The following is a 22,316-nucleotide window of genomic DNA, read 5'->3' on the forward strand; positions in this document are numbered from 1 at the left end:
TCAGTATGTTAAATTATTATAAACTTTGAATAATTAAAGTTATATAGAAAAAATACCACAATACGTCTGGGATTTTGTTATCACAGCACTGTGTCATTTAAATTTGATTTTTATTCGCTCCTCAACTTCTTTTGATATGTCTGCAGATGCGCATGCCCAGTCCGCTGTTGCGGTGGATTCACCTGTTGTTATTATTGGTGCTGGTATAGCTGGCTTAACCTGTGCCGTTTATCTGAAACAAGCCGGTATTCAGGCAATCATTCTCGAAGCTAGTGACGGTGTAGGCGGGCGTGTGCGCACGGATATTGTGGATGGTTTCAAACTCGACCGGGGCTTCCAGATTTTACTAACGGCTTACCCAGAAGCGCAACGTTTACTCAATTATAGCGCGCTTGACCTAAAACCGTTTCGGTCGGGGGCATTGATTCGCGATCAGGGGAATTGGTTAACGCTACAAAATCCGCTTCAGGAACCGCTGGCTATTTTTCAAACACTGGCCTCAACAGTTGGTACGCTAAGCGATAAGCTACGCATTGCTGAATTAATGCGCCGAACGCAAAGCCTGACATTTAGCGAGTTATTCCAACAGACGCCCAAAACAACACTGGCCTTTTTACAGGAATTTGGCTTTTCCGAACAGATAATTCAGCGGTTTTTCCGGCCGTTTTTTGGAGGTGTTTTCTTAGAAGATGAACTGACTACCTCAAGCAATTTCTTCGAGTTTTGCTTTCGAATGTTTTTCTCGGGCGATGGCGCTGTACCAGCACAAGGCATAGGAACTATTGCCGATCAGTTGGCGAGTCATCTGACTCCTGGCCAACTCTGGTTAAACAGTCCGGCAGAGCAGGTTTTGGGTAATACTATTCAGTTGAAATCGGGCAAAACGATTACGGCAAGCACCATAGTCTTGGCCGTTGATGCTGCACAAGCCGCCTTGTTGCAAGGTCATCCCGAACCCACCGATGCGTCGTTTCATCAAACAACTTGTACCTACTTCTCTGCCGATCCAACTCAGTTAACCCTTAATCCCGATCAGAAAAAGCTTTTACTGCTCAATACAAACCGTAGTTCGGTGGTACATAATGTGGCCATTATGAGCGATGTAGCGCCAGACTACGCCCCTGCCGACAAAGTTCTGATTTCGGTCAGTACGCAGAGGCCGCTAACCATCAGCGAAACGGAATTAGCAGAGCTGATTAAACAGGAATTGACTAGCTGGTTTGGAGAAGGAGTTCAGGCGTGGCATCATTTACGAACCTATTCCATTCCACATTCTTTACCAGCTTATAATCCTGATCAAGCCGGTGAAGATGCGCTACGCAAACCGCTTCAGTTGAACCCTACACTGTATCAATGCGGTGATCAAACGGCCTATCCATCACTCAACGCAGCTATGCAGACGGGTCGCGAGGTGGCGGAGTTGATTAGTAAACAATAATGGCGGCCGTGGTGTCAGCTTCTCAAAGCTGACACCACGGCCGCCATTATTGTTTACCCTTGCTTACTGCTTGGCACTCATTTGTTCCATGAACAGATAACGTGCCCGATTCTTCTCGGTTTCGGCATGGGTATTTACATCAATCAACATAAACTGAACACCTTTGTCGCCACTAATAGGTGCCCATTTGGGCAAGCCAGGTCCGTTCGGGTTAGCCGTTTTTATAAAGTTGGCAAAGTAATTCTGCATCACTTCCGACACTTTGTAATCGTCAGGTGTCCAGGCATATACCTTATTCAGGGGCAGATTACCCATAGCATACTCGATTTCGGCCGAGTGTACAGCCCCACGGGCAGGTGAAATTTTCATAGCCGCAGCATCCTTACCTTTTACGACACCACCCGCCAAACCAGGTGCCGCATCGCCCATAGCGGCAGTCATAGCTGGGCGTGGGCGAGCGTATAGATAACGATACACGGGTTTACCACCTGTTTTAGCCTGCATATCGGCCCAACGCCAGGTGCTATAGCTAATGAAGCGGTCGCTGGCCAGATCGGTAGCCACCTGGGCAACTTCCTCATCCGTTTTAGCAGGGTACAACTTCAGCACTTCGTCGGCACGTTCTGGATAAAGTTTTTTCACCGTTGCGGTATAGTTTGCTACGGTAGGCTCTTCCCTTCCCATCACAGCGCGATAATTCATTTCTTCCGAATTCCAGCCAACCAGCAGAGGCACATGCGCTTGCTGACCCGTTGCAAATAACTCTACTGGCGATTTTGGGAAGAAATAGCCATCCAGCGCCGATGTGAACCAGGGAACACCAGGCTTCGTAGTTGCTTCAAGTAATTTTTCAGCCGACATTGCCCGTAAATCGGCGAGAGAATTAGCGCCAATGCTTGTCGCAAACTTCACGCCCGCTTCTTCGGCAGTGGCAAGTGGAGCAGGTGGCAACGTTCCTAACAGCGAACCACTTTCGCCAATAGCACCGGCAATCAGGTTTTTCGACAAGGGCGATACCATCAGCGCACTTACCGACACCGAACCAGCCGATTCGCCCGCAATAGTCACTCGCTTAGGATCACCACCGAAAGCGGCAATGTTTTGCTGTACCCAACGCAAGGCCGCAGCCTGATCTAAATAGCCATAATTGCTCGACGCATGATGGGGCGACTCTTTGGTCAGCTCGGGGTGCGACATGAAGCCAAAAACGCCCAGGCGATAGTTTACTGTAAGGGTTACAATGCCTTTACGCGCCATGCTTTCGCCATCGTAACGGCCTTCCGAACCATCACCCGCTACAAATCCTCCGCCATAGAAATACACTAATACGGGCAGTTTTTCCGAAGCTGATTTGGCGGGGGTCCATACGTTCAGATATAGGCAATCCTCGCTCATACCGTCGGAGCGGAAGCCCATATCACCAAAAATAGCGCCTTGCATGGCACGTGGGCCAAAATGGTCGGCTTTACGTACGCCCTGCCAGTTTTTGGTGGGCTGGGGTTCTTTCCAGCGCAAATCGCCAACGGGTGGCTGTGCAAATGGAATTCCTTTGAAAGCACGAATGCCGCTGGCTTCGGTAACGCCTTCTACCACGCCATTGACCGTTTTGGCCTGGGGCGCTGACTGAGCAATGGCCATGTTGGCTAGCGGAGCAGCCAATAATGACAGCATCAAAAGGGTTTTCATGACAATCTGTTTAGTGTATTCGTGTAAAAAAGTAAGCTGCCCAAATCAATTTCTCCTTAAATCAGGCAACTTAGTACAGGATTGTTTTTATTATTGTAACATATTGATACAATAATAAAGGCTTCTGTTGGGACGGCCAAACTTTTTGCTACTTTCGGCTAAATTTTAATAGTATGAGTGCGCAGCTACAGGCGGAAGAAATTAAACCAGACGGCAATGATTTTTTACCGGGTCTGGCTATTGATACAGTCATTTTTGGGTTTCATCAAAATCAACTGAAGATTCTGTTGCTGGAATATCGCAACACAGGACTAATGGCTTTACCTGGTGGTTTTATTCTGACCAATGAAAATCTGAACGATGCCGCCAAACGGGTTTTATCAGAACGCACAGGTCTAAGTGATATCTATCTGGAGCAGTTCTATGTCTTTGGTGACCTCAGCCGATTTGACCCCGCTCCTATGCGGGCGATTATGGCAGCCAAAGGCTATGCACCACCCGAAAATCACTGGCTACTACGGCGATTTATCTCTGTGGGCTATTACGCATTAGTTGACTTTACGAAAGCGGTGCCTATCCCTGATTCACTCTCGGACAGTTGCGCCTGGTATGAGTTAGCCAACCTCCCTCCATTGATGCAGGATCACCAGTTTATTGTCCAGAAAGCATTAGACACCCTCCGCACCGATCTTGATCGTAAGTTGATCGGCTTCAATCTATTAGCCGAAACATTTACAATGGCTGATTTACAAAGCCTTTATGAGACTATTCTGGATCAGAAATTACATCGGTCTGGCTTTCAGCGCAAGATGCTCAGTCTGGGGATTTTAGAGCGGCTGGATAAACATTACAGCGGGGGAGCGCACAAAGCGCCGTTTTTGTATCGATTCATTTCCAGCAAATAGCTGATTAAAAACGTAATACTGTCCTCAGGAGTTATTTCTCCCGTTTCTTCAGTTCGTTTTTTTGTTCAGCCGCTTCCGATTGAATCATAGCCACTCGATTCTGGTCATCCAACGTAAATCGCTGAAGTACGGTGGCATTTTCGAAGTCGATGCAGTACAAATAGCTCGACTGATTAGCCGTTTTCTGGCGCTCAAGAAGGGTTAATGAAAGCAGTTTACCCAGCTTTGCGAGTTCGGTCTGACTCTCTTGCTGAGCGGCCGAAATTCCTTTCCAAAATTCAGGTGTAAAGTCGTCTTCCTGTAAACGACCTTGCGCAACACGCTCCAAAATAGACTTAATGCGCTGGGTAATGGCAGGATCGCTATTGGCAATGGGCGGATAGCCTTCCCACAGAAAGCGTTTCATCAATGGCAAAAGTGGCATCGGTGCCTGGGCTAGTTCCTCCCTGATTTCAGGAATTTTGTAATAATGACCACCCTTTGCCAATTCGTTTGCCAGATTAAGTTTAACCTCTTCCTGATTACTGGCCAACGAAAACAGCGAGATCTCGCCCATTCTCAAATCATAAACTATTGAGTACTTCGTAGCATAGGTTCCTTCTTGTAAACAAGCCTGCAAAATAGGAATTCCATTCGCCAGGGTTGGTTTAGGGGCTGTCGATAGCAACTTAGAAAGCGTCTGTCCGCCATACCCAAAGCCTCGCGAGTGGCTCGACCGATCAATGTGCAGTTTGCCATTCTCGGCACCAATAATTACGGAAGCGCCGGTTTTGTCGGCAATCAGGATTTTTGCATACGAGAAACTTGGCTCCAGATTTTTCTGATAAAACGCAATGGCCTCATCAACCGTAGCGCACGTTTCCAGCATCCGTTCGCTGGGGTTTCCCTGAACCTGTTTCATCAAAGAAGTTGGCACCCATTTTTCGTCAAATCCGGCTACCCAATCAAATGCCAGCCCTTTTGTATTGACTCCACCCTGTGCCCAACCATCGTCAAAACCAACATAAGCGCAACCGAAATAGCCTTTTCCAGCAGGTAGGAACCACATTCGGGTGGCAGGATTGGAATAATCTTCGTTATTAAAAAACAAGGTTCGCTGAGCATCTGTCAATACGAAAATCGTACAGGCAGAAGCAGGCACAGCTATAAATAAGAGTAACAAACAGCGCACTACACGATTTATCAGAACGAGCGTCAAACGAACTGGCATAGTTTTAGGCGTTTAGTAATCAAGGGATAAGAACACAATGGTTGAATACGCATTTTATCATGACTGATCAGAATGATGCTATCCCTACACAAACCAAGTAAAATAGCAGTTAAATTGCCGCCGGATTCATTGATTTTTTCATGCGTGAAAACGTACTCCTCCGTTATGGTCTCTCCTTGCTAATTGCGTTGCCGATTGGTTTTCTACTCCTTTTCCCGCAATTAATTCACTGTTTCCGAGTTCAGAGTTCAGACCAATTTCGGATGCTGACGGGTGCGCCGAATGTCTACATCCATCAGACGGCCACAAGCCAACAAGTTAACCAGTTTAGTCAACATTTGCTGGCAGCCCGCCAGCGTATCCAACGATTCTGGGGAGACCGACGTGGGCAGGCCATTCTGATTTATTGCCCATACCAAGCGGATTATGAACAGTATTGCGCTGGGGGCGAAGGAGCTGGTTGCAGCCTCGGAATGCCCTGGGGAACATCCTATCTGATTCTGGGACCGGATGGCAACAATACCGACGTAATTGCCCACGAGCTATGTCATGATGAATTATTTGCCCGATTGGGCTGGTGGCGTGTCAAACAACAAATTCCACAATGGTTCAACGAAGGGCTGGCTCTAATGGTCGATTACCGGTTCAGCAATCCATCCGTTTGGGAGACACCAGATAGCTCCTCCCACGACAGATCGGTTTGGGTCGAAACCGGCCCAATGCACTATCCACCGAGCCCGATGTTAAAACTTTCCGAACTCGAAACCACCCGCGATTTTTTCGGGAATAGCGCAACCCATACCATGCTGGCTTACCAAACAGCCGCCGATGAAGTAGCTCGCTGGTTATCGATAGCGGGTCACAAAAGCGTACCCGTCCTAACCAATGCTATTGCCAATGGGGATGCTTTCGACGATATATATCGTCGGTTGGAGCGCACGAAAATGCAGAAACACTGATTCGCCAAAATCGCCTGACTTCACAATTTCACAATTCGCCTGGAGACTCTTCGATCACCTACCTGGATGTTTAGAATGTAGGTGCCCGCCGGATGCTGGTCAAGGGCCAACGACGATGTAGCTTGTCGAGTTTCCTGCCGATTCGTCGTATGACCAGTCAGGTCCGTTAGTTCCATAACCGCCGTTTGTGCAGCGGACAACCCATTGATGCGAACTGTCACATTTGTCGTTGCCGGCACCGGATAGACCTCAACGGCATTAGCTAAGGATTGCTCCTCGACACCTAGCACCGGGTTTACACTTACAATAACCACCCGATTGGTTAAAGAGCCCATCCCGCAACCATTACTAACCGAAGTAAGATAATAGTATGTTGTTTTCTTAGGCGTAATGGCAAACACGTATGGGCTTGTTGTTGCCGTTAACGACTGGATAGCCCCCAGGCTGCTGGACGTACTATCGCGGTAGGCAATCGCAAACGGAGCCTCACCCGAAAAAAGGACGGTTAAGCTGGACGGCTGCCCCTCATAAATCGTTTGATTTCCTGTAAGCGTTGCTGCGGGTAGCGCACGAATAGTGAGCAAGGTAGGGCTGTTTTTTCCATTAATAGGAATCTTCGGATTGGTCGCCACAACCCGCACCCAGTAAGATCCAGCAGCCGTATTAGTGGGAACGCTACCGCTGATTTGCCCATTGACAGCCAGACTATTGGGCATATCTACGTACACAATCTTCGTGGTATCGGTTTCAACCTTAGCCAGTTGAAGTTTAAATACATTGCCCGAGTTGAAATTCCCGGAAGTTGAAAAACTGGTTGTCAGGCTCGCTCCAGCACACACCGTTGCCGATGTTAATGCCAATGTTTGGATGGCAGGAACAAGGACCGTAACCGTCGCTGATGAGCCGTTGGCAGGTAATCCAGTGCCACATTTATTACTGACTTCAGTAACCTTGTACACAGTCGTTTGCGTTGGAAGCACCAGGATGGTGGTATCTTTTAAGGCAGCACCAACCAAGCCGTTCGACAGTTTATACGTATAGGGCCCTATGCCCGTAAAGGATAATTTCAGCGGGACTTCTACACCCACATTGGTTGTTGTACTGCCGACAATAGACATCGTTGGCAATGCCTGAACAAATACCGTGATGGCTACTTTGGGGCTTTCGCAGCCGTTGGCCGTTTGGGTCACATAATACACATCTCCATTCGGATTGACAGAAGCGGTCGACGTTGGTGGCGTCGGAGCCGCTGTGGTTACGTTGCCATTTGGATCAGTCCATTTCAGATTCGTTCCCGTAGCCTCAAGCGGTTGCGCGCTCGTACCCTGACAAATCTCAACCGTTGCTTTCGTAACCGCTGGCACTGGCGTTGTTAGAACCATAACACTCAGCGTTGCCTTTGGGCTTTCGCAACCGCCTACAGTTTGGCTAACCAGCAACGAAAACGAGGCCCCCTTGTCGGTAGTGATAACTGGAGCCGACTCAAATTTATTTCCATCGATATTATACCATCGCAACCCCTCACCTACTGCCGTTACTGCCTCGGGAGTCGCAAACTGACAGAGAACCTTAGCGGTTACCCCCGGAGCAGTCGGTGTGGGCGCTACGGTTACCGTCAGCGCTGCTCGTGGACTTTCACAACCATTTGTCGTCTGGCTGATGTAGTAAGTGGTCTGGCCCGTTTGTGATGTATTCACTACGGGCGCTGTAGATGATCCAGTTCCACCGGTATTGCTGGTATACCAGAGCAGATTTTGCCCTGTCGGTTGTACAATTGGTGTGGGCGTATTCTGGCAAACTACCAACGACTGAACAGTTGGCGCATCTGACGGTGATTTGACTTCTACCGCTATACTGGCCCGGTCGCTTTCGCATTCATTCAAGCGCTGAGCCACGTAATAATTGGTCACTCCTAGATTAGTCGTCGACGGTTGTGCTGGGGTTAGTGTACCCGTACCACCTGTTGCACTAGTTCCATACCAAAGTAGCGTTGCAGCAGCATCTGTAGCGGTGGCACTCAACGCCCCGCTTGCCTGTCCCTGGCAAAACGAAAGAGAACTGATGGAAACCGTCGGCAAATTCGGTTTGGCCTTCACCGTCAGAATCGTCGGGCTGGGCGTGCCGGTTATATCTGGATTTTTTGATACAATACGAATCCGATAATTTGCTCCACCGGGTGTATTGGCCGGAATCGTAGCCCGATAGGTAACCTCATAGCGCCCTGATGCCGATAGAAAAACGGAAGGAATTTCGGTATAGGTAGTTCCCCCGTTGGAGAGTTGTATGGTAAAATCGCTGGAAGCGGCTGTCCTGAGGCCCGTTACATCAATTTGTGAGCCTGCGCAAACGGAGGTCACAGCAAGGGGTTCGGTATCGAGTGTTTGCGCCGAAACCCGATTAGGATATAGCAATGAAATAAAGAAAATTACGCTTATAAACAGGCGTTCCCTATATCGTTTGCACAGTTTAGGGCAATGTAAATGGTGGATCATATGCATCGATTATCTTACGGGTAAGCCGCTGTAACTATACAGGTGGGCAAATATATATATATCCCCAATTATTTATACTTAACGGCATAACTCTACTAATAATAAACTGTTTACAAAAAAGGCAATTACAATTTATCGCTAGCCGATTTTCGATCACTCCTCACCAAGACACCTATTATTTCTGGCTGTAAATCAAGGCTGTATCCTTATTTCAACCGCACCAATTGATTGCGTTTTTCTTCGCTTGCCAATTCTTTAGGTAAATGCGCCAGAATTTCGGTTTTGAACGTGTTGATGAGTTTACGCTTCAGAAAACTCCGGTGCATAACAATACTCACTTCCCGAACAGGCTGGGGCATAGCAAACGGACGAAGTCGTCTCTGGCGAGCAGTATCCATATCGAGCGTGGCCAGGTACGGCAGTAACGTAAACCCGCCCTGCTTGTCGATTAACTTGATCAGCGTTTCAAGCGAACCCGTTTCATACCGTAAGGCTGTTGTGCTATTCGCCTGCCGATCGGCCCCGCACAAATTCATAACCTGACTACGAAAACAATGGCCCTCCGTCAATAACCAAAGCCCGTCTGTCTCCAAATCGACAGGGGTAATTACCGACTTGTTCAATAGTGGATTTGATTCAGCAGCATACACCACAAAAGGCTCCTGAAAGAGCGGAATTTCAGTAATCCCATTTTCGGCAAGTGGCGTAACCACCAGCCCCACATCGATCAAACCGTTTCGAAGCCGTTCGATTACCTGCTCGGTCACTAATTCCTGAATCTGCACGGTTACAGCAGGATATTTGGCTATAAACTCACCAATGAAATACGGCAGCAGATAGGGCGCCAGGGTTGGGATAATACCAATCCTGAAATCACCCCGAAAATCGTCTTTCGATTCACTTACAATTTCGGGAATACGCCGGGCAGCCCGTAGCACATCGCGGGCCTGCGCCAGAACAGCCTGCCCGGTTTCGGTTGGTACGACGGGTTGTTTTGATCGGTCAAATACCAGAATACCCAGCTCATCTTCCAGTTTTTGAATCTGCATGCTCAGGGTTGGCTGAGTTACATGGCAGGCTTCGGCAGCAGTAGCAAAGTGTCGATAGGTATCAACAGCAACGATATAATCGAGTTGAGAAAGCGTCATTGAAAAATGTAGGATGTATGATGTAGGGTATATGATGTATTTTTTTCGCAGCGCATATCCTATATCATACACCCTACATCATATATCCAAACAAATCTAAAACCCATCGAACCAAATGAAAGACTCCGTGTTCTATTTTTGTTAAGCTAATCCTCACTACTCATGAATAAACGTCGACTTTTCCTGCTCCTTCTTTTGCTTACTGGGCCGTTTTGTAACGCCCAATCAAAAAAAACACCGAATCCACCCGCACCAGGTTTCGACATAGTCGGTTCAGACCCACGGGCGGTACAAATCGCCGATGAGGTGATGGCAGCCATGGGCGGACGGGCAGCCTGGGACGAAACTCAACTCATCAGCTGGAATTTTGACGGGGTTCGAAAACTCATCTGGGATAAATGGTCGGGGGATGTTCGGGTCGATAATCTGCACGATGATCAGACGGTTTTACTGAATATCAATAATGATATGGGGCGGGTTTTCCGACGTGGCGAAGAATTAATGGTAGCCGATTCGGTAACGAAATATGTTAAACAAGGCAAACGAAACTGGATTAATGATTCCTATTGGCTGTTCATGCCCTTTAAACTTAAAGACGCAGGGGTAACACTTAAGTATCTTGGTTCAGAGCCTACCCAAACGGGAAAAGCTTCGGATGTGCTACAAGTAACCTTTAAACCTGGCAGCAACACGCCCGGTGCCCGGTATAAAGTGTGGGTAGACAAAAAAACGCATCTGGTATCGCAATGGGCTCATTTCAAAAAAACCACTGATAATCAACCCACATTCACACTTCCTTGGGAAGACTATCAGCAACATGGCGACATTCTGCTTGCCAGCGATCGAGGTGACTATGAATTAAGTGATATTATGATCTTTTCGGGCTTACCCGGCGAAGTGTTTAGTGACTTTACCCGTACAGACTTAAGTCGATATCCCGGAGCAAAGTAAGTTCAACGTTTCAGGCAGGTCGCCGATGCGATTCAGGTTTCGATGTCGTAAATTTGTAGCCTTGAGCCTGGGACTAAACCAACCCAGTTAAATCTCTATTTTCCTGTACATGGAAGTTTCTGTTTTACAACCCCGCGTTTCCGCTCCAAAGTCGGTAGGAAAAACGGGCGTATTGATCGTTAATCTAGGTACACCCGATAGCCCTTCGGTTCCGGATGTCCGTAAATATCTGCGCGAATTTCTGATGGATGGTCGGGTAATCGACATATCCTATGTGTCGCGTTTTTTTCTAGTCAATGGCATTATTGCTCCGTTTCGGGCACCCAAATCGGCTAAAATTTACAAGCAGCTCTGGACCGAAACGGGCTCACCTTTAAAGTATTATGGCCATATTGTGGAGAAGGAACTCCAGCAACAACTCGGCGATGAATACGTAGTGAAACTGGCTATGCGGTACCAGAGCCCTAGTATAGAAGCGGGGTTGAACGAGTTTCAAAAATTAGGCTTAACGGATATTGTGGTCGTTCCGTTTTTTCCGCAATACGCATCAGCCTCAACTGGCTCCGTTTACCAGAAGGTAATGGAACTCGTCAAAAGTTGGGAAGTAATCCCAGCTATTCGGTTCGTTAATCGCTTTCTGGAACACCCAAAATTCATTGAAGGCTTCGCGCAAATCGCCCGTAAGTACATGGCAACTTACGATTACGACCATTTCCTGTTTAGCTATCACGGCTTACCCGAAAGTCAGATTCGGAAGGGCGATGTCACAAAAACAGTTTGTCAGTTTGGCGAGTGCTGCAATACATTCCATGCGCTAAATCAGCATTGCTATCGGGCCCAGTGTTTCGAGACAACCCGTCTGCTCGTGCAGGCATTAGGTATTCCTGAAGGCAAATACACAACCTGTTTTCAGTCGCGACTAGGTAGCGATCCCTGGATTAAACCGTATACCGACGATATCATTAAGGAATTGCCCGCAAAAGGGATTAATAGTGTACTGGCCTTTTCGCCCGCTTTTGTCGCCGACTGTTTAGAAACGACCATTGAAGTTGGCGTCGAGTACAAAGAATTATTCGAACAGGCTGGCGGTAAGCATTGGCAATTGGTTGAAAGCCTGAACGATAGCCCAATCTGGATTGAAGCCCTGATCGACTTGGTGAAAACTGCTTAAGTAGTTAACCACAGAGGCACAGATAACACAAAGTTCTTATTGAACTTTCTAAATTTCATCACGACTGAATAGCTTTTTTTGTCATTTCGACGTTAGGAGAAATCTTAAAGATTCTCAATAGTCAAGCTTGAGATTTCTCCTAACGTCGAAATGGCCAAACGCGTCTCTGTGTTTAATCTAACACAAAAAAATAGCCCGCTCCTTGTTAAAGGAAGCGGGCTTTACATTACGGCAGATACAGTACTGAAGACTATAAGAGGCAATCTATTGCAACAGTTAGTACAGTAGCAACATACTATATTTCTTATATCTGGTACCAGACTATATATGCGTTACTACTCTTTAACGCATCTTCATCAGGTAATGTTTCCCAGACTCTCATTTTAATTGCTCTCCCCAAACAGAAGCCTGCATCACCTTACAGTAACGTAATAAAGCCTTTGATAACCGAAGCTAATCGGATAGCTTCAAAAACCCGAGCTTCGGTAGCGCCATGTTTCAGCACGCTTTCTTCGTGCGACCGAACGCAGAGCTCACAACCATTAACTGCCGATACAGCAAGGCTCATCAGTTCGAAAAACTCTTTTCCCAGCACTGGATTCATCATGATGCTCATGCGAATGCCGGGTTGAGTTTGCTGGTAATAATCCTTACCGACAAAGTGCCGGAACCGATAGAATATGTTATTGGTACTCAGCAATGAGGTGCAGGCAATCGTTTCGGCAACTTCAGCATCGGTTGCCCCCTCCTGCTGAGCAGCACTTGTCAACGAGTCAATCAGTGACTGAAGTTTTTCGTTAACAGCGACGGACAAAGCCAGTAGTAAAGCTTCTTTTTTTGTCAGTGTCTGGCTGCTGTTAAGCACATTGCCCACATTGATTTTCAGATCGCGCAGGTATCGATGATCGGCTTTTGCCAACGCATCTAACGCAGGATATTCAGCTTCGGTATCCAGTCCTACCAGTTTCAGAAGCGACAGAACGGTTTCGTTTTGTGTGGTCGTCATCTTTCAAAGAGTGAAAGAGCGAAAGAGTGAATGAGCGAGTGTAAACCGGATGGGTCACTCTTTCGCTCATTCGCCCTTTCGCTCTTTGATTAAATTAAGCCGTTAGCGTAGCTTCGCCTTTTACCCAGTTACATGGGCAAAGTTCGTCGGTTTGCAGGGCGTCTAACACACGAAGTACTTCATTCACGTTCCGGCCAACAGACAGGTCGTTAACAGCAACCCAACGAACAATACCTTGTGGATCAACGATGTAGGTTACACGGTAAGCCACTTTCTCGTTGGCTTCCAGGATACCTAGTTCTTCAGCAAGCGATTTCGAGGTATCAGCCAGCATTGGGAATTTCAGACCACGCAGATCATCGTGGTTTTTGCGCCATGCCAGGTGAACAAATTCGCTATCGGTCGAAGCACCGATCACCATTGTGTCGCGATCCTGGAAATCTTCAAACTTGTTGTTGAATTCAGCGATTTCAGTTGGGCAAACGAAGGTAAAATCTTTAGGCCACCAGAACATGACCAGCCACTGACCCGCATTTTTGTGATCTTCCGACGAGATTTCGTAGAACTCTTTGTCTTTATCTAGTGAAACAACGGCCAACTTTTTAAATTCCGGGAACTCTGAACCAACAGAAACGATATGATTTTTCATGGAATGAATTGAGGTTGTATATGAGAACCAATCTTGATTGAGTGCAAATTACGGAAGCAATACGCATAGAAGATATGATTTTTATCAATGAGCTTATAGATAAAAACTATCAATTTTCGGGAATTATAGTGATATTCAGCCCACTACGATCTTAGACCAATAAACCCTGGTTTATAGATTCTTTAAAGAATAATGCAATTGATTAAAATCATCCAAATTATAATTTTACCAATACGCATAAAAAAGCCCGATGTGTTATTACATCGGGCTTTCCAATTATCGATGACTATCTGCCTGTTAGGCCGCCATTCGTAAATAGGACTCCTGTTCTGATTGTGGCTCTTCCAGCATCGGAGCAATAACCGTGTTCATACGGTCGCGTACGAAACTCTCCTGCAAGTAAGATGGCAATTTGGTAACCAGTTGGCGGTACGCCTGCATACCAAGTGCCTTAGCGATGTAAGCTTCGTGTACAGAATTCACATGAGCAACAATATTCACTAAACTCTGGTGAAACAGTTTCACATCGATTTCAGAATCAACGAACCGCTCAATTTCCCGGTTGGTCGACGAAATCCGCAGGCGACTCAGCATATCGAAATAGGTTGTATAGCCAATTTGCTTAGCCAATTGTTTGTATTGTTCTACACTGAATTTTTGTAGAATCTCCCCCGTTTTGGGACTTCGCAATGCCGTTTTCGGATTCGTCTGAATCGCATTACGCAAAGCGCGCACACGTTGATCGCGGGTAGTTTTCAGAAACTGAGCCAATTCGACCTGCACCGAACCTTCGCGCGAGGGTAGCAATAAATCGGTCTTGGCTGCCACAGTAAACCGTTTCGCCATCGGTAACCGTTGAATGCGGTAGCTATTAATTGGACCAAGCGCGTAATAGCCAATAGAAGCGGGGTAATAGCCTCGTACAACCATATTGCCAATCCGTTTCCGAATCAGCTCCTCATTACTCACATTAATGCCCTGAACAGCCAGAAAAGCCCGTGCACTAAATAAAGCGCTGTAATACGCCTGCGGAAACGTCCAATGCAATGAACTCTGTAAATACTGTTCGTCATTGACAACAGGGGTAATTCGCAGGGCATATTCGGCACTCCAGCTATTCAGTAATAATTTCTCCAGTGCCTTCCGGTTTTCGTCGGTCGCACGCCCATAAAACTGCTGAAATATGGGAAACTTAGCGAGATCGAATAAGTCGTTTTGATGATGGATATGGTAATCCATCGCAAAGAAATGGTTCAGAAACACCTGCGCCGGAATAGATTTCCGCCAGTTATCATCGAGCGGCAAATTGCCCGCTGAAGCTTGCGCAAGAGGTGCCTGAGCGTTCGGGGAATGCATCGTTGCGTTGGTTTTCCGTGTCATACAATACTAACGAAAACAAGCATTTTTACGTTCATTTTTTAGTCATATTTTTTACCGTATAACTAATTGAAAATCAATATAATATAAGCCATTTTAGAGGACTAAAAAGTAAGCAAAAATGAAGTCACACCAGACAGGGCCGATAGGTAACTTTCGGGTATTTCGACGTACTTTTGATGCGCGTTTCAACGTTGCTTCTAAAGTATGAATTGGACAAAGTATATAGTAGTTTTTGGGGGCTTATGCCTGAGTCATGTAGCACCATCAATAAGTTGGGCGCAACCACAACATCAAGTTGCCCCAACCGGCAGAACGGCGCTTGTTAATGGAACAATACTGGATGGGCAGACCAAACAACCCATTGTGGGTGCTACTGTTTTGGCGAAAAGTCAGGAAGGCATTGTTCGAACTCAACAAGTCACCAATACAGCTGGAGTCTACCAACTCCTCCTCGACCCAAGGCAATCTTATATCGTCACAATAAAAGCAGAAGGTTATGCTGATGTTGATGAACAGCAGGTATTCTCAGATCCAAATGTTACTACGCTGCATAAGACAATACCAACTTTGTTGTATCGCAGTGGCATAAAACCACCCAGCGCAAAAACAGTCCCTTCTCCGGTTCATACGGCAGCAACAACGGTAGTTTCTCCTCCGATTACGCGCCCTGCCACAACGCCACCGGTATCTGAGCAGCCAGCGGCTAGTAACACATCGGTTGTTCAAACATCTCGCATAGCGCCACCCAAGACACTCGATGCAAAAGTGATCTATACACCACCGCCAATTGTGGCAGCGGCTGGCACAACAACCCAGTTACAAGCACTCCAGTTTGTTCAAAGCAAAGCGGAACTACTCCCCGATGCTCAACCCGCTTTAGAGCAACTCCTGGTCTTTATGCGCGATCACCCAACCGCTGTTATTGAGTTAGCAGGACATACCGATAACCAGGGCGACTTTGATGAGAACCTTAAGCTCTCGAAACAGCGCGTAGAGCTTGTGAAAGATTATTTGGTAAAAAATGGTGTTGCTGCCAATCGAGTCGCTACGCGTGGTTATGGGCCAACCCGCCCTATAGCGAGCAATAATTCAGAAAATACCCGGAGACTTAACCGACGGGTTGAAATGACGGTGTTGAAAGAATAAGCATGGTGCAAGGTGCACGGAGCAGGGTACAAGAAAGCTATACGAACTATCTCCCAAACCGTGCTCCATACCCCTGCTTACTTCCTACCCAACCAAAGCCCACAAATAACCAGCCCTGTTCCTGCAACCGTATACAAGGTGATGGGTTCGTTCATGAGCAGATACGAATACGCAAAGCCGAAGATCGGGCAAAGGAACAGCCACAGCGAAGCCCGGATGGCATCTTGCCGAACAAGATAGAACCACAGTTGCAGGGCTGCTACCGAAACGGGTAAAATCAGCCAGAGTACCGCTCCCCAAAAACGTAGATCATAATGGGAGTTGCTGAATGTCGTAGGATCAAGCACGCCCAGTAGTATGGTAAACGGAAGCAATTGAAAGCCGCCCAATAATACCTGCCAACCATTGATAACCAGATTAGGCAATCGCCATTGAATGCGGGCATAATAAACGGTTGCTGCCGATACGGAGATCATACCGAACAGCAGAATTAATAAGCCCTCAACCGTGGCATAACTATTTTGCAACAGTGGATACGTCGCAATGCCGACCCCTAAAATTCCCAGAAACAATCCTCCTAATTCATTCCATTGCGGTCGCCGACGCAACCAGATTGCCGATAACAAGGCAATAAATAACGGATTGGTGGCTGTTGATAAACTCCCAATACCTGCCGATACCTGTTTCAGCGCCAATACAAATGCACCAAGGTAAATTGTTGTATTGAGCAATGAAAAGATCGCTAACTGACGAAACTCTACACGCGTAGGCCAGGCATTTTTCGTTCGCTGGATGCCATATGCAAACAGGAGCATCCCGCCACCAGCGATGAAAAAACGTACGTTAGCCAGAATCAATGGATGTACCGATTGTACACCAAATTTGGTAGCAACCGAAGCCGAAGCCCAAAGGGCCGCAAAGAGAAGGCCGGGAATAAGTTGTTTCAAAATACTACTTCCCGTTAAAACCCAATCTTACCTTTCCGCCCACTTGGTTTCTGTTCGTTGGCCCAGTCGCGCATGTCGGCGAGTTCTTTTTCGAAGCCACCCGATAGAATTGGGAACCGGCACCACGAACGCGGATCGAGGTTGTGATCGTCGAGGTGGAATGAAGGTGCGTAACGCTCACGTTTCCACTGGTTGCGGCTCCAGAGTTTGAAAAAGCGTTCAACCCAAACCAGCAACTTCTCCCGATCATAACGGCCTGCGTAACGAACTTCAACCAGTTTCAATACCTCAACAGGTGGTTGCTTATCCCGAATAGCCGCTTCTTCAATGGAGTTGAGCACATCGTAGGCCATCAAGTCGTCCTCATCAGTTTGTTTTTTGTCTAATGGACGGAGTTCGGCAGTGGGTTGCAGGTTATTGACCGCGTGTAAACCCTTCACTTTGATTAAATCATCCGATGCGGTTGGCTCCATCACCGAGCCAGTACGGTCGGCGGGGGTTGATTCATTCTTTACGTTTAGGCCAACCGTTTCGAGCCAGCGGAGCCAACCCCGTAGAAAATGTTTGTCGATGCCGGTGATTGGCGAAATACTACCCGCTGTGTCGCCATCCATCGTCGCATAGCCAACGGCCGCTTCGGAGCGGTTCGAGGTTGTGAGCAGCAACGCATTATTCAGATTGGCCAGCATCCAGATGCTTGGAGCCCGAACCCGGGCCTGAATGTTTTGCAGCGCCAGATCATCGGTATCCCAGGAAAGTTTTCGGCCTAACTGTTCCTCAATCAGCCCCCGATAGGTATCGACCAGACCATTGATGTTGATATTCATGAAGGTCGCGCCGATATCATCAGCCAGTTCTTTAGCCGAATTGAACGTATCATCTGACGAGTTTTCGGTGCCCTGATACATAACCGTGAGCAACTTACCAACCATCGCTTCGGGCGATTCGCAATTCTGAATGGCTTTGATGTAGCCAAGCTTTTTCTTGACACCATCCAGACCAAGATTCTGTACCGCCATCCGAATCATCAGAGAAACAAGCGCAGCAATAGCCGACGAATCAGCTCCGCCACTCAACGATAACACATAGCCCTGCGAACGGCTTTTCCGCAGGTAATCGAACAGGCCCAAGGCAACGGCCCTTGCAAATTCTTCTTCTTTCAGATAACCACCCCGCTCCCAGGCTTCGAGTTCGGCTTTCTGGATAACAGGCGCAATGTCGGGCCAGTCGAACCGATCCGACACACGTAAGTTTGGGTACGCCAAAGCGATATTCCCACGGCTCTGCGTCTGGTTCAGGCGAGTAAGTTCAACATCGACCACTGCCGGAACGATCAGGAAATCTTCGTAACTCAGGCGCGGTCCCGACACCAGCAGCTCGCCATTGGAGGCTACCATAGCGTCACCATCGTAAATCATTCGACCGGCCTCATTGCCCAGCATATTCGCATACACATAACTCACTCCAAAGGCCCGCGACGCATCGACTACAAACCGTTCACGCACCTGCGATTTCAGGAAGGCAAAGTGACTGGCGGTGGGATTCAGGATAATATCAATCCCACGTTCGTACAACATCCGCCCTGGTCGATTAGCGACCCAGGCATCTTCGCAGATTTCAAAGCCAACCCGAATGCCCGACAGATCGAAGACCAGATCGCCAAATGGATAGGTAAAATCGCCAATCTTGATCTCATCCCGAACGTAGGGATTCCAGGGCTGGAACCAGCGAGTTTCGTAATGAACGCCATTATTTGCCATGTTTTGCTTCACCGCAAAGCCCAGAATGCGCTTATTGGCAATCAGACAGGCCGTATCATACGTCCGGTTGTTGTGGCGCAATGGCAGACCAACGGCCACCGCAATGTCATTGGTATACTGAACGATATCCAGCAGAGAAGCAATCGACTGATCGATGGTATTCTGGGCAAAAAACGCATCCTCACAACCATAACCCGAAATACACAATTCGGTCAGACACAGCAGACTAATATTCTGTTTCTGAGCCTCCTCAATGGCATTGATAATATTTTTTTTATTGTGCTCCCAGGCAAGTGGGATTTGATTCAGAACACCAGCGGCTACTTTAAGGAGTTTCATGTAGTACAATGAGTGATTGAGCGAATGAGCGATTGAGCGAACTGCTTAATGATAACGGTTTGCTCAACGCTCAGTTCTGCATGAACTATACGTGTCTGTATGAATAACAAAGATGGGGCGAAAATAGATTGGCTGAACTTAAACTAAAAATCCCCATAATTCACCTGCACGCAGGTTAGGCCAAGCTGACGTCGCCACATGTCCACGACTTGCTGGCGATCGTCGACTACTAGTTCGACGTAATAATGGCCAAGAATATGCTGCTCGAACAGTTCATATTTGATATCGACATCCTTCCGATTGTCCTGTTGCGGGCGCATAAACAACTGGTAGTCTTCTGCTTTCCAGCCAAAATAATGATTAAGCCAACCTGTAGTTTCGGGTCGGCAAACAGCGTCGCGGCCTGATAAGAAAATGATGGTATATCCCGATGCCTGTAACGATTTCACCAGATTAATAATCGGCCACTTGGGTGTATCGATGCCAACCCGACGCCAGTCAAACGGCGACCGATCTCCTCGTTTCGCTACTGTTCCATCAATGTCCACCAACACGCAATGGGGTAAGGTCTCGTCCTGGAGTCGCTGAAAAACAGGAGTTCGTGTTAGCGTTTCGGAGCGAAACTTGAAAATCTTCTTTAGGACAGTAAGCTTTTCCGCTTGTATCCGAATCACAGCCTCTCCTACCGAATCAGGGCGATTCTGGTCGCGACGAATGCATTCGTCAGTAGGGGTTTCAATCAGTTTGTATTGGATTTTAACCTCATCAAAATGGCTAGCGAGTAGATTCCGGTATTCGTTGATGTACTTCAGTTTTAGCGTTGTGTTATCAACTACGATATGCCAACCCCGTGTTAATCCATCCAGAATAGCTGTTTTCTGTATTTCACTAACCAGGCTTTCGAGACGATCTTTCTCCCGGTCAGTCCAGGTAGTCCAATATTCCTGAAGGGATACCGACAATAGACTGCGTCGAAGGTCATCGCGATTGACACGCAGCCAGTTGGGATTTTCGGCGCAGAATTGCCGGGCAAAGGTTGTTTTACCGCTTCCGCTCAGACCAGTTAAGATGAGGACTTGTTTCAAATAAAGTTTTTTATAAAACTAAAACTTTGGCAGTCAAACGATGCGCACCCTGATAGCCACTGACCAAGTATAAACCGGGAGCTAGCCATTGAGTTGGTGTCAGAACGGCACTTGTTTCCGACTCTCTGCTAATATGGCAAGGCACTGAAAATCCCAGACTTGTTTGTAAAGATAGCGTCTGGAATTCCATGTTTCGAAACCTAACCTGAATCTGATCACCCTTCAACGGGTTTTCCGAAATTTTTAGATCAGGGGTTATATCGTCAAGGGTAACTGAAATGATTTGAGAGTAGGTCACCCCCTGATCTGCCCCAAAATCAGCCTGTTTTAGTCGATAATAATTTATGCCGGTTAAGGGTTCCGTATCCAGCACTGAATATAATTGGTTGCGATCTGACTGTCCCATAGCCGGTACACGCGCCAGCGTCGAAAACTCCCGCGCATCCTTACTGCGCTGAACCTCGAAGTAATCACTATTCTGCTCCCAAGCGGTTTTCCAAGTCAATGTCACCTGATTACCAACCGTTTTTCCGTCAAACGAAATAAGATGAACGGGTAAAGAGCCACTCCAGGATAAGTCCTCAATAGTGATGGTCTGCGCACCAGGGTTAGCAATGGTCTGCGCTGCATTGTTGCAGTAATTAATCGTGATTTGAGTAACCGCCCCTGAAAAAACAACCAGATTTCCAGGATCGGATGAAGAGGCAGGTGCATCACCGGTTCCGGTAATCGTATTACCCGAAATACTGGAATACGTCCCGGCTGAACCAGAAGCACTAATCGTTGGGCTGACGTTTCCAGTCCCATTTATTCCGCTCACGGTAACCTGATCGATAAAATCATAGTTAGCGCCATTGGCTGCTCCCCGATCAATGTTCAACACTCTAAATCGTAGGTCTTGTACGCCGGGATTAAAGGTGACCGTTACAGTAACGCAAGCCGAGTTAGACGTATGGTTAACAGCCAGTTGGAGCCCTCGACTAAAGGCTTGAGGAGAATTAGTCTGTAAACCGCTAGTGGTTCCGCCTACTGATACTGTCACATTAGTAGCCGGTGTACCAACAGCAGTGTATGATTTCGATAAGGAACTAGTAGTCCACCCCCCTTGTGTGGTTTGAAAGTCTAAATCCGGTTGTGCTATAGCCGCTATTACAGTTAGCAAATTCAGCAATAAATATACGTATTTCATAAAATGTTAAATACAGGATATAGGATATGAATAAGACCAAAAGTATCATTTTTTATTTATATATATATTTATTTATAGTCTTTTATTTGAATATAGATTATAATTCTATTGCTCATACACTAGTTCTAAAACACATGTCCCCAGAAGGGGCTCGAAGGAGCGACGAATTCCAAAATCGCCTATGAGTCGGATATCCAGCACGCGAACCAGTGGTTAGCAGCAAGCGAGCTCGCACCGTTACCCATGAGTTCGGCTACGCTGGCCACGTATCTGTCAGGCCTGGCCACCGAACATAATTGGGCCACCGTATCCCGTAGGCTGCCAGCCTACGTAAATGGCACCGGCTGCACCAGCAACCTAGTCTAAGTTTCGACGAAGGGGTAAAAATTGTGTTGGAGGGCATCAAGCGAACCATCGGCACCGAACCCCAGCAGGCCCCGGCGTTTGATATCAACTATCTCAACCAGATCGTCTCGTGACGATCATGCGTGTGCCCTATCAAAGAAGACGGGGAATTGAATGACTTGTTTCCAATTCCTGAATTTGGTGAATTAGGGGTTTGACGTGTTGCCAAAGGACTCGATTGTCGCCTTGAAGTCGATTAAGCAGATCTGTGACCGCATCGTGACCAACTACCCCATCGGTTAATCGAGACAGCCCAGTAGCGGTGGTTTGCCCAAAGCTACTGAGTAGATAGTCAGTATAGAGATCAAGTGTAGAACGCATGCTCCAATTTAAACCAATCGCCTAAAAACTGGCGTAACAGCAGATCGGAATATACTAAGTGCTTAATCCTAGCATTTTGATGCCTTTAGAGATTCGAAGAATTGAATCAACTATTTTCCAGCACCAACA

Annotated in this window: 18 protein-coding genes and 1 pseudogene; 7 read left to right on the forward strand and 12 right to left on the reverse strand. The window is 47.2% G+C overall.

Going from position 1 to position 22,316, the window contains the following annotated elements; genetic code table 11:
* The first annotated feature begins 136 nt into the window (after positions 1 to 136).
* The gene (locus ACYVGR_RS16385) at positions 137 to 1,438 is read left to right on the forward strand and encodes a protoporphyrinogen/coproporphyrinogen oxidase (protein WP_460958535.1); all 1,302 of its coding nucleotides are present in this window, start codon (positions 137 to 139) and stop codon (positions 1,436 to 1,438) included.
* 63 nt (positions 1,439 to 1,501) lie between these two features.
* Here the strand turns inward: ACYVGR_RS16385 and ACYVGR_RS16390 are convergent, their stop codons facing one another.
* Positions 1,502 to 3,124 carry a carboxylesterase/lipase family protein gene (locus tag ACYVGR_RS16390; RefSeq protein ID WP_460958537.1) on the reverse strand — a complete coding sequence of 541 codons (1,623 nt, stop codon included), beginning with the start codon at positions 3,122 to 3,124 and terminating at the stop codon, positions 1,502 to 1,504.
* A gap of 173 nt (positions 3,125 to 3,297) precedes the next feature.
* On the opposite strand from ACYVGR_RS16390, the gene ACYVGR_RS16395 reads away from it, so the two are divergent.
* Entirely contained in the window at positions 3,298 to 4,029 is a 732-nt protein-coding gene (locus tag ACYVGR_RS16395) for an NUDIX hydrolase (protein WP_460958539.1), read from the forward strand.
* A 31-nt stretch (positions 4,030 to 4,060) separates the two neighbouring features.
* Here ACYVGR_RS16395 and ACYVGR_RS16400 read toward each other — a convergent pair whose 3' ends face one another.
* A complete protein-coding gene (locus ACYVGR_RS16400) occupies positions 4,061 to 5,239 on the reverse strand; it encodes a hypothetical protein (RefSeq protein WP_460958541.1) in 1,179 nt (392 codons plus the stop codon).
* 140 nt (positions 5,240 to 5,379) lie between these two features.
* On the opposite strand from ACYVGR_RS16400, the gene ACYVGR_RS16405 reads away from it, so the two are divergent.
* On the forward strand, positions 5,380 to 6,198 hold the full coding sequence (locus ACYVGR_RS16405) for a hypothetical protein (protein ID WP_460958543.1): 819 nt from the start codon (positions 5,380 to 5,382) through the stop codon (positions 6,196 to 6,198).
* Positions 6,199 to 6,218: 20 nt separating this feature from the next.
* On the opposite strand, the gene ACYVGR_RS16410 is transcribed toward ACYVGR_RS16405, so the two are convergent.
* The gene (locus tag ACYVGR_RS16410) at positions 6,219 to 8,609 is read right to left on the reverse strand and encodes an Ig-like domain-containing protein (protein WP_460958545.1); all 2,391 of its coding nucleotides are present in this window, start codon (positions 8,607 to 8,609) and stop codon (positions 6,219 to 6,221) included.
* Between the two features lie 287 nt (positions 8,610 to 8,896).
* A complete protein-coding gene (locus ACYVGR_RS16415; RefSeq protein ID WP_460958547.1) occupies positions 8,897 to 9,838 on the reverse strand; it encodes a LysR substrate-binding domain-containing protein in 942 nt (313 codons plus the stop codon).
* A 162-nt stretch (positions 9,839 to 10,000) separates the two neighbouring features.
* Between ACYVGR_RS16415 and ACYVGR_RS16420 the strand changes: the two genes are divergently transcribed.
* Entirely contained in the window at positions 10,001 to 10,789 is a 789-nt protein-coding gene (locus ACYVGR_RS16420; RefSeq protein WP_460958549.1) for a hypothetical protein, read from the forward strand.
* A 109-nt stretch (positions 10,790 to 10,898) separates the two neighbouring features.
* On the forward strand, positions 10,899 to 11,960 hold the full coding sequence (hemH, locus tag ACYVGR_RS16425) for a ferrochelatase (protein WP_460958551.1): 1,062 nt from the start codon (positions 10,899 to 10,901) through the stop codon (positions 11,958 to 11,960).
* Positions 11,961 to 12,378: 418 nt separating this feature from the next.
* Here hemH and ACYVGR_RS16430 read toward each other — a convergent pair whose 3' ends face one another.
* From ACYVGR_RS16430 to ACYVGR_RS16440, 3 genes are all read right to left on the reverse strand, one after another.
* On the reverse strand, positions 12,379 to 12,966 hold the full coding sequence (locus ACYVGR_RS16430; protein WP_460958553.1) for a carboxymuconolactone decarboxylase family protein: 588 nt from the start codon (positions 12,964 to 12,966) through the stop codon (positions 12,379 to 12,381).
* 94 nt (positions 12,967 to 13,060) lie between these two features.
* On the reverse strand, positions 13,061 to 13,615 hold the full coding sequence (locus ACYVGR_RS16435; protein WP_460958555.1) for a peroxiredoxin: 555 nt from the start codon (positions 13,613 to 13,615) through the stop codon (positions 13,061 to 13,063).
* A 297-nt stretch (positions 13,616 to 13,912) separates the two neighbouring features.
* Entirely contained in the window at positions 13,913 to 14,971 is a 1,059-nt protein-coding gene (locus ACYVGR_RS16440) for a hypothetical protein (protein ID WP_460958557.1), read from the reverse strand.
* A 228-nt stretch (positions 14,972 to 15,199) separates the two neighbouring features.
* Between ACYVGR_RS16440 and ACYVGR_RS16445 the strand changes: the two genes are divergently transcribed.
* On the forward strand, positions 15,200 to 16,141 hold the full coding sequence (locus ACYVGR_RS16445) for an OmpA family protein (protein WP_460958559.1): 942 nt from the start codon (positions 15,200 to 15,202) through the stop codon (positions 16,139 to 16,141).
* Between the two features lie 77 nt (positions 16,142 to 16,218).
* Here the strand turns inward: ACYVGR_RS16445 and ACYVGR_RS16450 are convergent, their stop codons facing one another.
* From ACYVGR_RS16450 to ACYVGR_RS16465, 4 genes are all read right to left on the reverse strand, one after another.
* Positions 16,219 to 17,088 (reverse strand): DMT family transporter, encoded by an 870-nt coding sequence (locus ACYVGR_RS16450; RefSeq protein ID WP_460958561.1) that lies wholly within the window; start codon positions 17,086 to 17,088, stop codon positions 16,219 to 16,221.
* 14 nt (positions 17,089 to 17,102) lie between these two features.
* Positions 17,103 to 19,187: a nitrilase-related carbon-nitrogen hydrolase gene (locus tag ACYVGR_RS16455; RefSeq protein ID WP_460958563.1), complete on the reverse strand. Its 2,085-nt coding sequence runs from the start codon at positions 19,185 to 19,187 to the stop codon at positions 17,103 to 17,105.
* Between the two features lie 143 nt (positions 19,188 to 19,330).
* Positions 19,331 to 20,272, reverse strand: coding sequence for a phosphatase domain-containing protein (locus ACYVGR_RS16460; RefSeq protein WP_460958565.1), 942 nt, complete (start codon positions 20,270 to 20,272; stop codon positions 19,331 to 19,333).
* Between the two features lie 10 nt (positions 20,273 to 20,282).
* Positions 20,283 to 21,461, reverse strand: a complete 1,179-nt coding sequence (locus ACYVGR_RS16465) for a hypothetical protein (protein ID WP_460958567.1) — start codon at positions 21,459 to 21,461, stop codon at positions 20,283 to 20,285.
* A 243-nt stretch (positions 21,462 to 21,704) separates the two neighbouring features.
* On the opposite strand from ACYVGR_RS16465, the gene ACYVGR_RS16470 reads away from it, so the two are divergent.
* Entirely contained in the window at positions 21,705 to 21,827 is a 123-nt protein-coding gene (locus ACYVGR_RS16470) for a hypothetical protein (protein ID WP_460958569.1), read from the forward strand.
* A 168-nt stretch (positions 21,828 to 21,995) separates the two neighbouring features.
* Here the strand turns inward: ACYVGR_RS16470 and ACYVGR_RS16475 are convergent.
* Positions 21,996 to 22,187, reverse strand: a pseudogene (locus ACYVGR_RS16475) (IS701 family transposase); the annotation flags it as partial.
* Positions 22,188 to 22,316: the final 129 nt, after the last annotated feature.

This window comes from Spirosoma litoris, from assembly GCF_054776755.1.

What these genes read in the sequence shown, in the direction of transcription:
- ACYVGR_RS16405 (WP_460958543.1), top strand. Translation starts at nt 5,380, where the DNA reads ATGCGTGAAAACGTACTCCTCCGTTATGGTCTCTCCTTGCTAATTGCG.
- ACYVGR_RS16400 (WP_460958541.1), bottom strand. Translation starts at nt 5,239, where the DNA reads ATGCCAGTTCGTTTGACGCTCGTTCTGATAAATCGTGTAGTGCGCTGT.
- ACYVGR_RS16395 (WP_460958539.1), top strand. Translation starts at nt 3,298, where the DNA reads ATGAGTGCGCAGCTACAGGCGGAAGAAATTAAACCAGACGGCAATGAT.
- ACYVGR_RS16420 (WP_460958549.1), top strand. Translation starts at nt 10,001, where the DNA reads ATGAATAAACGTCGACTTTTCCTGCTCCTTCTTTTGCTTACTGGGCCG.
- ACYVGR_RS16430 (WP_460958553.1), bottom strand. Translation starts at nt 12,966, where the DNA reads ATGACGACCACACAAAACGAAACCGTTCTGTCGCTTCTGAAACTGGTA.
- ACYVGR_RS16440 (WP_460958557.1), bottom strand. Translation starts at nt 14,971, where the DNA reads ATGCATTCCCCGAACGCTCAGGCACCTCTTGCGCAAGCTTCAGCGGGC.
- ACYVGR_RS16470 (WP_460958569.1), top strand. Translation starts at nt 21,705, where the DNA reads ATGAGTTCGGCTACGCTGGCCACGTATCTGTCAGGCCTGGCCACCGAA.
- ACYVGR_RS16435 (WP_460958555.1), bottom strand. Translation starts at nt 13,615, where the DNA reads ATGAAAAATCATATCGTTTCTGTTGGTTCAGAGTTCCCGGAATTTAAA.
- ACYVGR_RS16445 (WP_460958559.1), top strand. Translation starts at nt 15,200, where the DNA reads ATGAATTGGACAAAGTATATAGTAGTTTTTGGGGGCTTATGCCTGAGT.
- ACYVGR_RS16455 (WP_460958563.1), bottom strand. Translation starts at nt 19,187, where the DNA reads ATGAAACTCCTTAAAGTAGCCGCTGGTGTTCTGAATCAAATCCCACTT.
- hemH (WP_460958551.1), top strand. Translation starts at nt 10,899, where the DNA reads ATGGAAGTTTCTGTTTTACAACCCCGCGTTTCCGCTCCAAAGTCGGTA.
- ACYVGR_RS16390 (WP_460958537.1), bottom strand. Translation starts at nt 3,124, where the DNA reads ATGAAAACCCTTTTGATGCTGTCATTATTGGCTGCTCCGCTAGCCAAC.
- ACYVGR_RS16385 (WP_460958535.1), top strand. Translation starts at nt 137, where the DNA reads ATGTCTGCAGATGCGCATGCCCAGTCCGCTGTTGCGGTGGATTCACCT.
- ACYVGR_RS16415 (WP_460958547.1), bottom strand. Translation starts at nt 9,838, where the DNA reads ATGACGCTTTCTCAACTCGATTATATCGTTGCTGTTGATACCTATCGA.
- ACYVGR_RS16465 (WP_460958567.1), bottom strand. Translation starts at nt 21,461, where the DNA reads ATGAAATACGTATATTTATTGCTGAATTTGCTAACTGTAATAGCGGCT.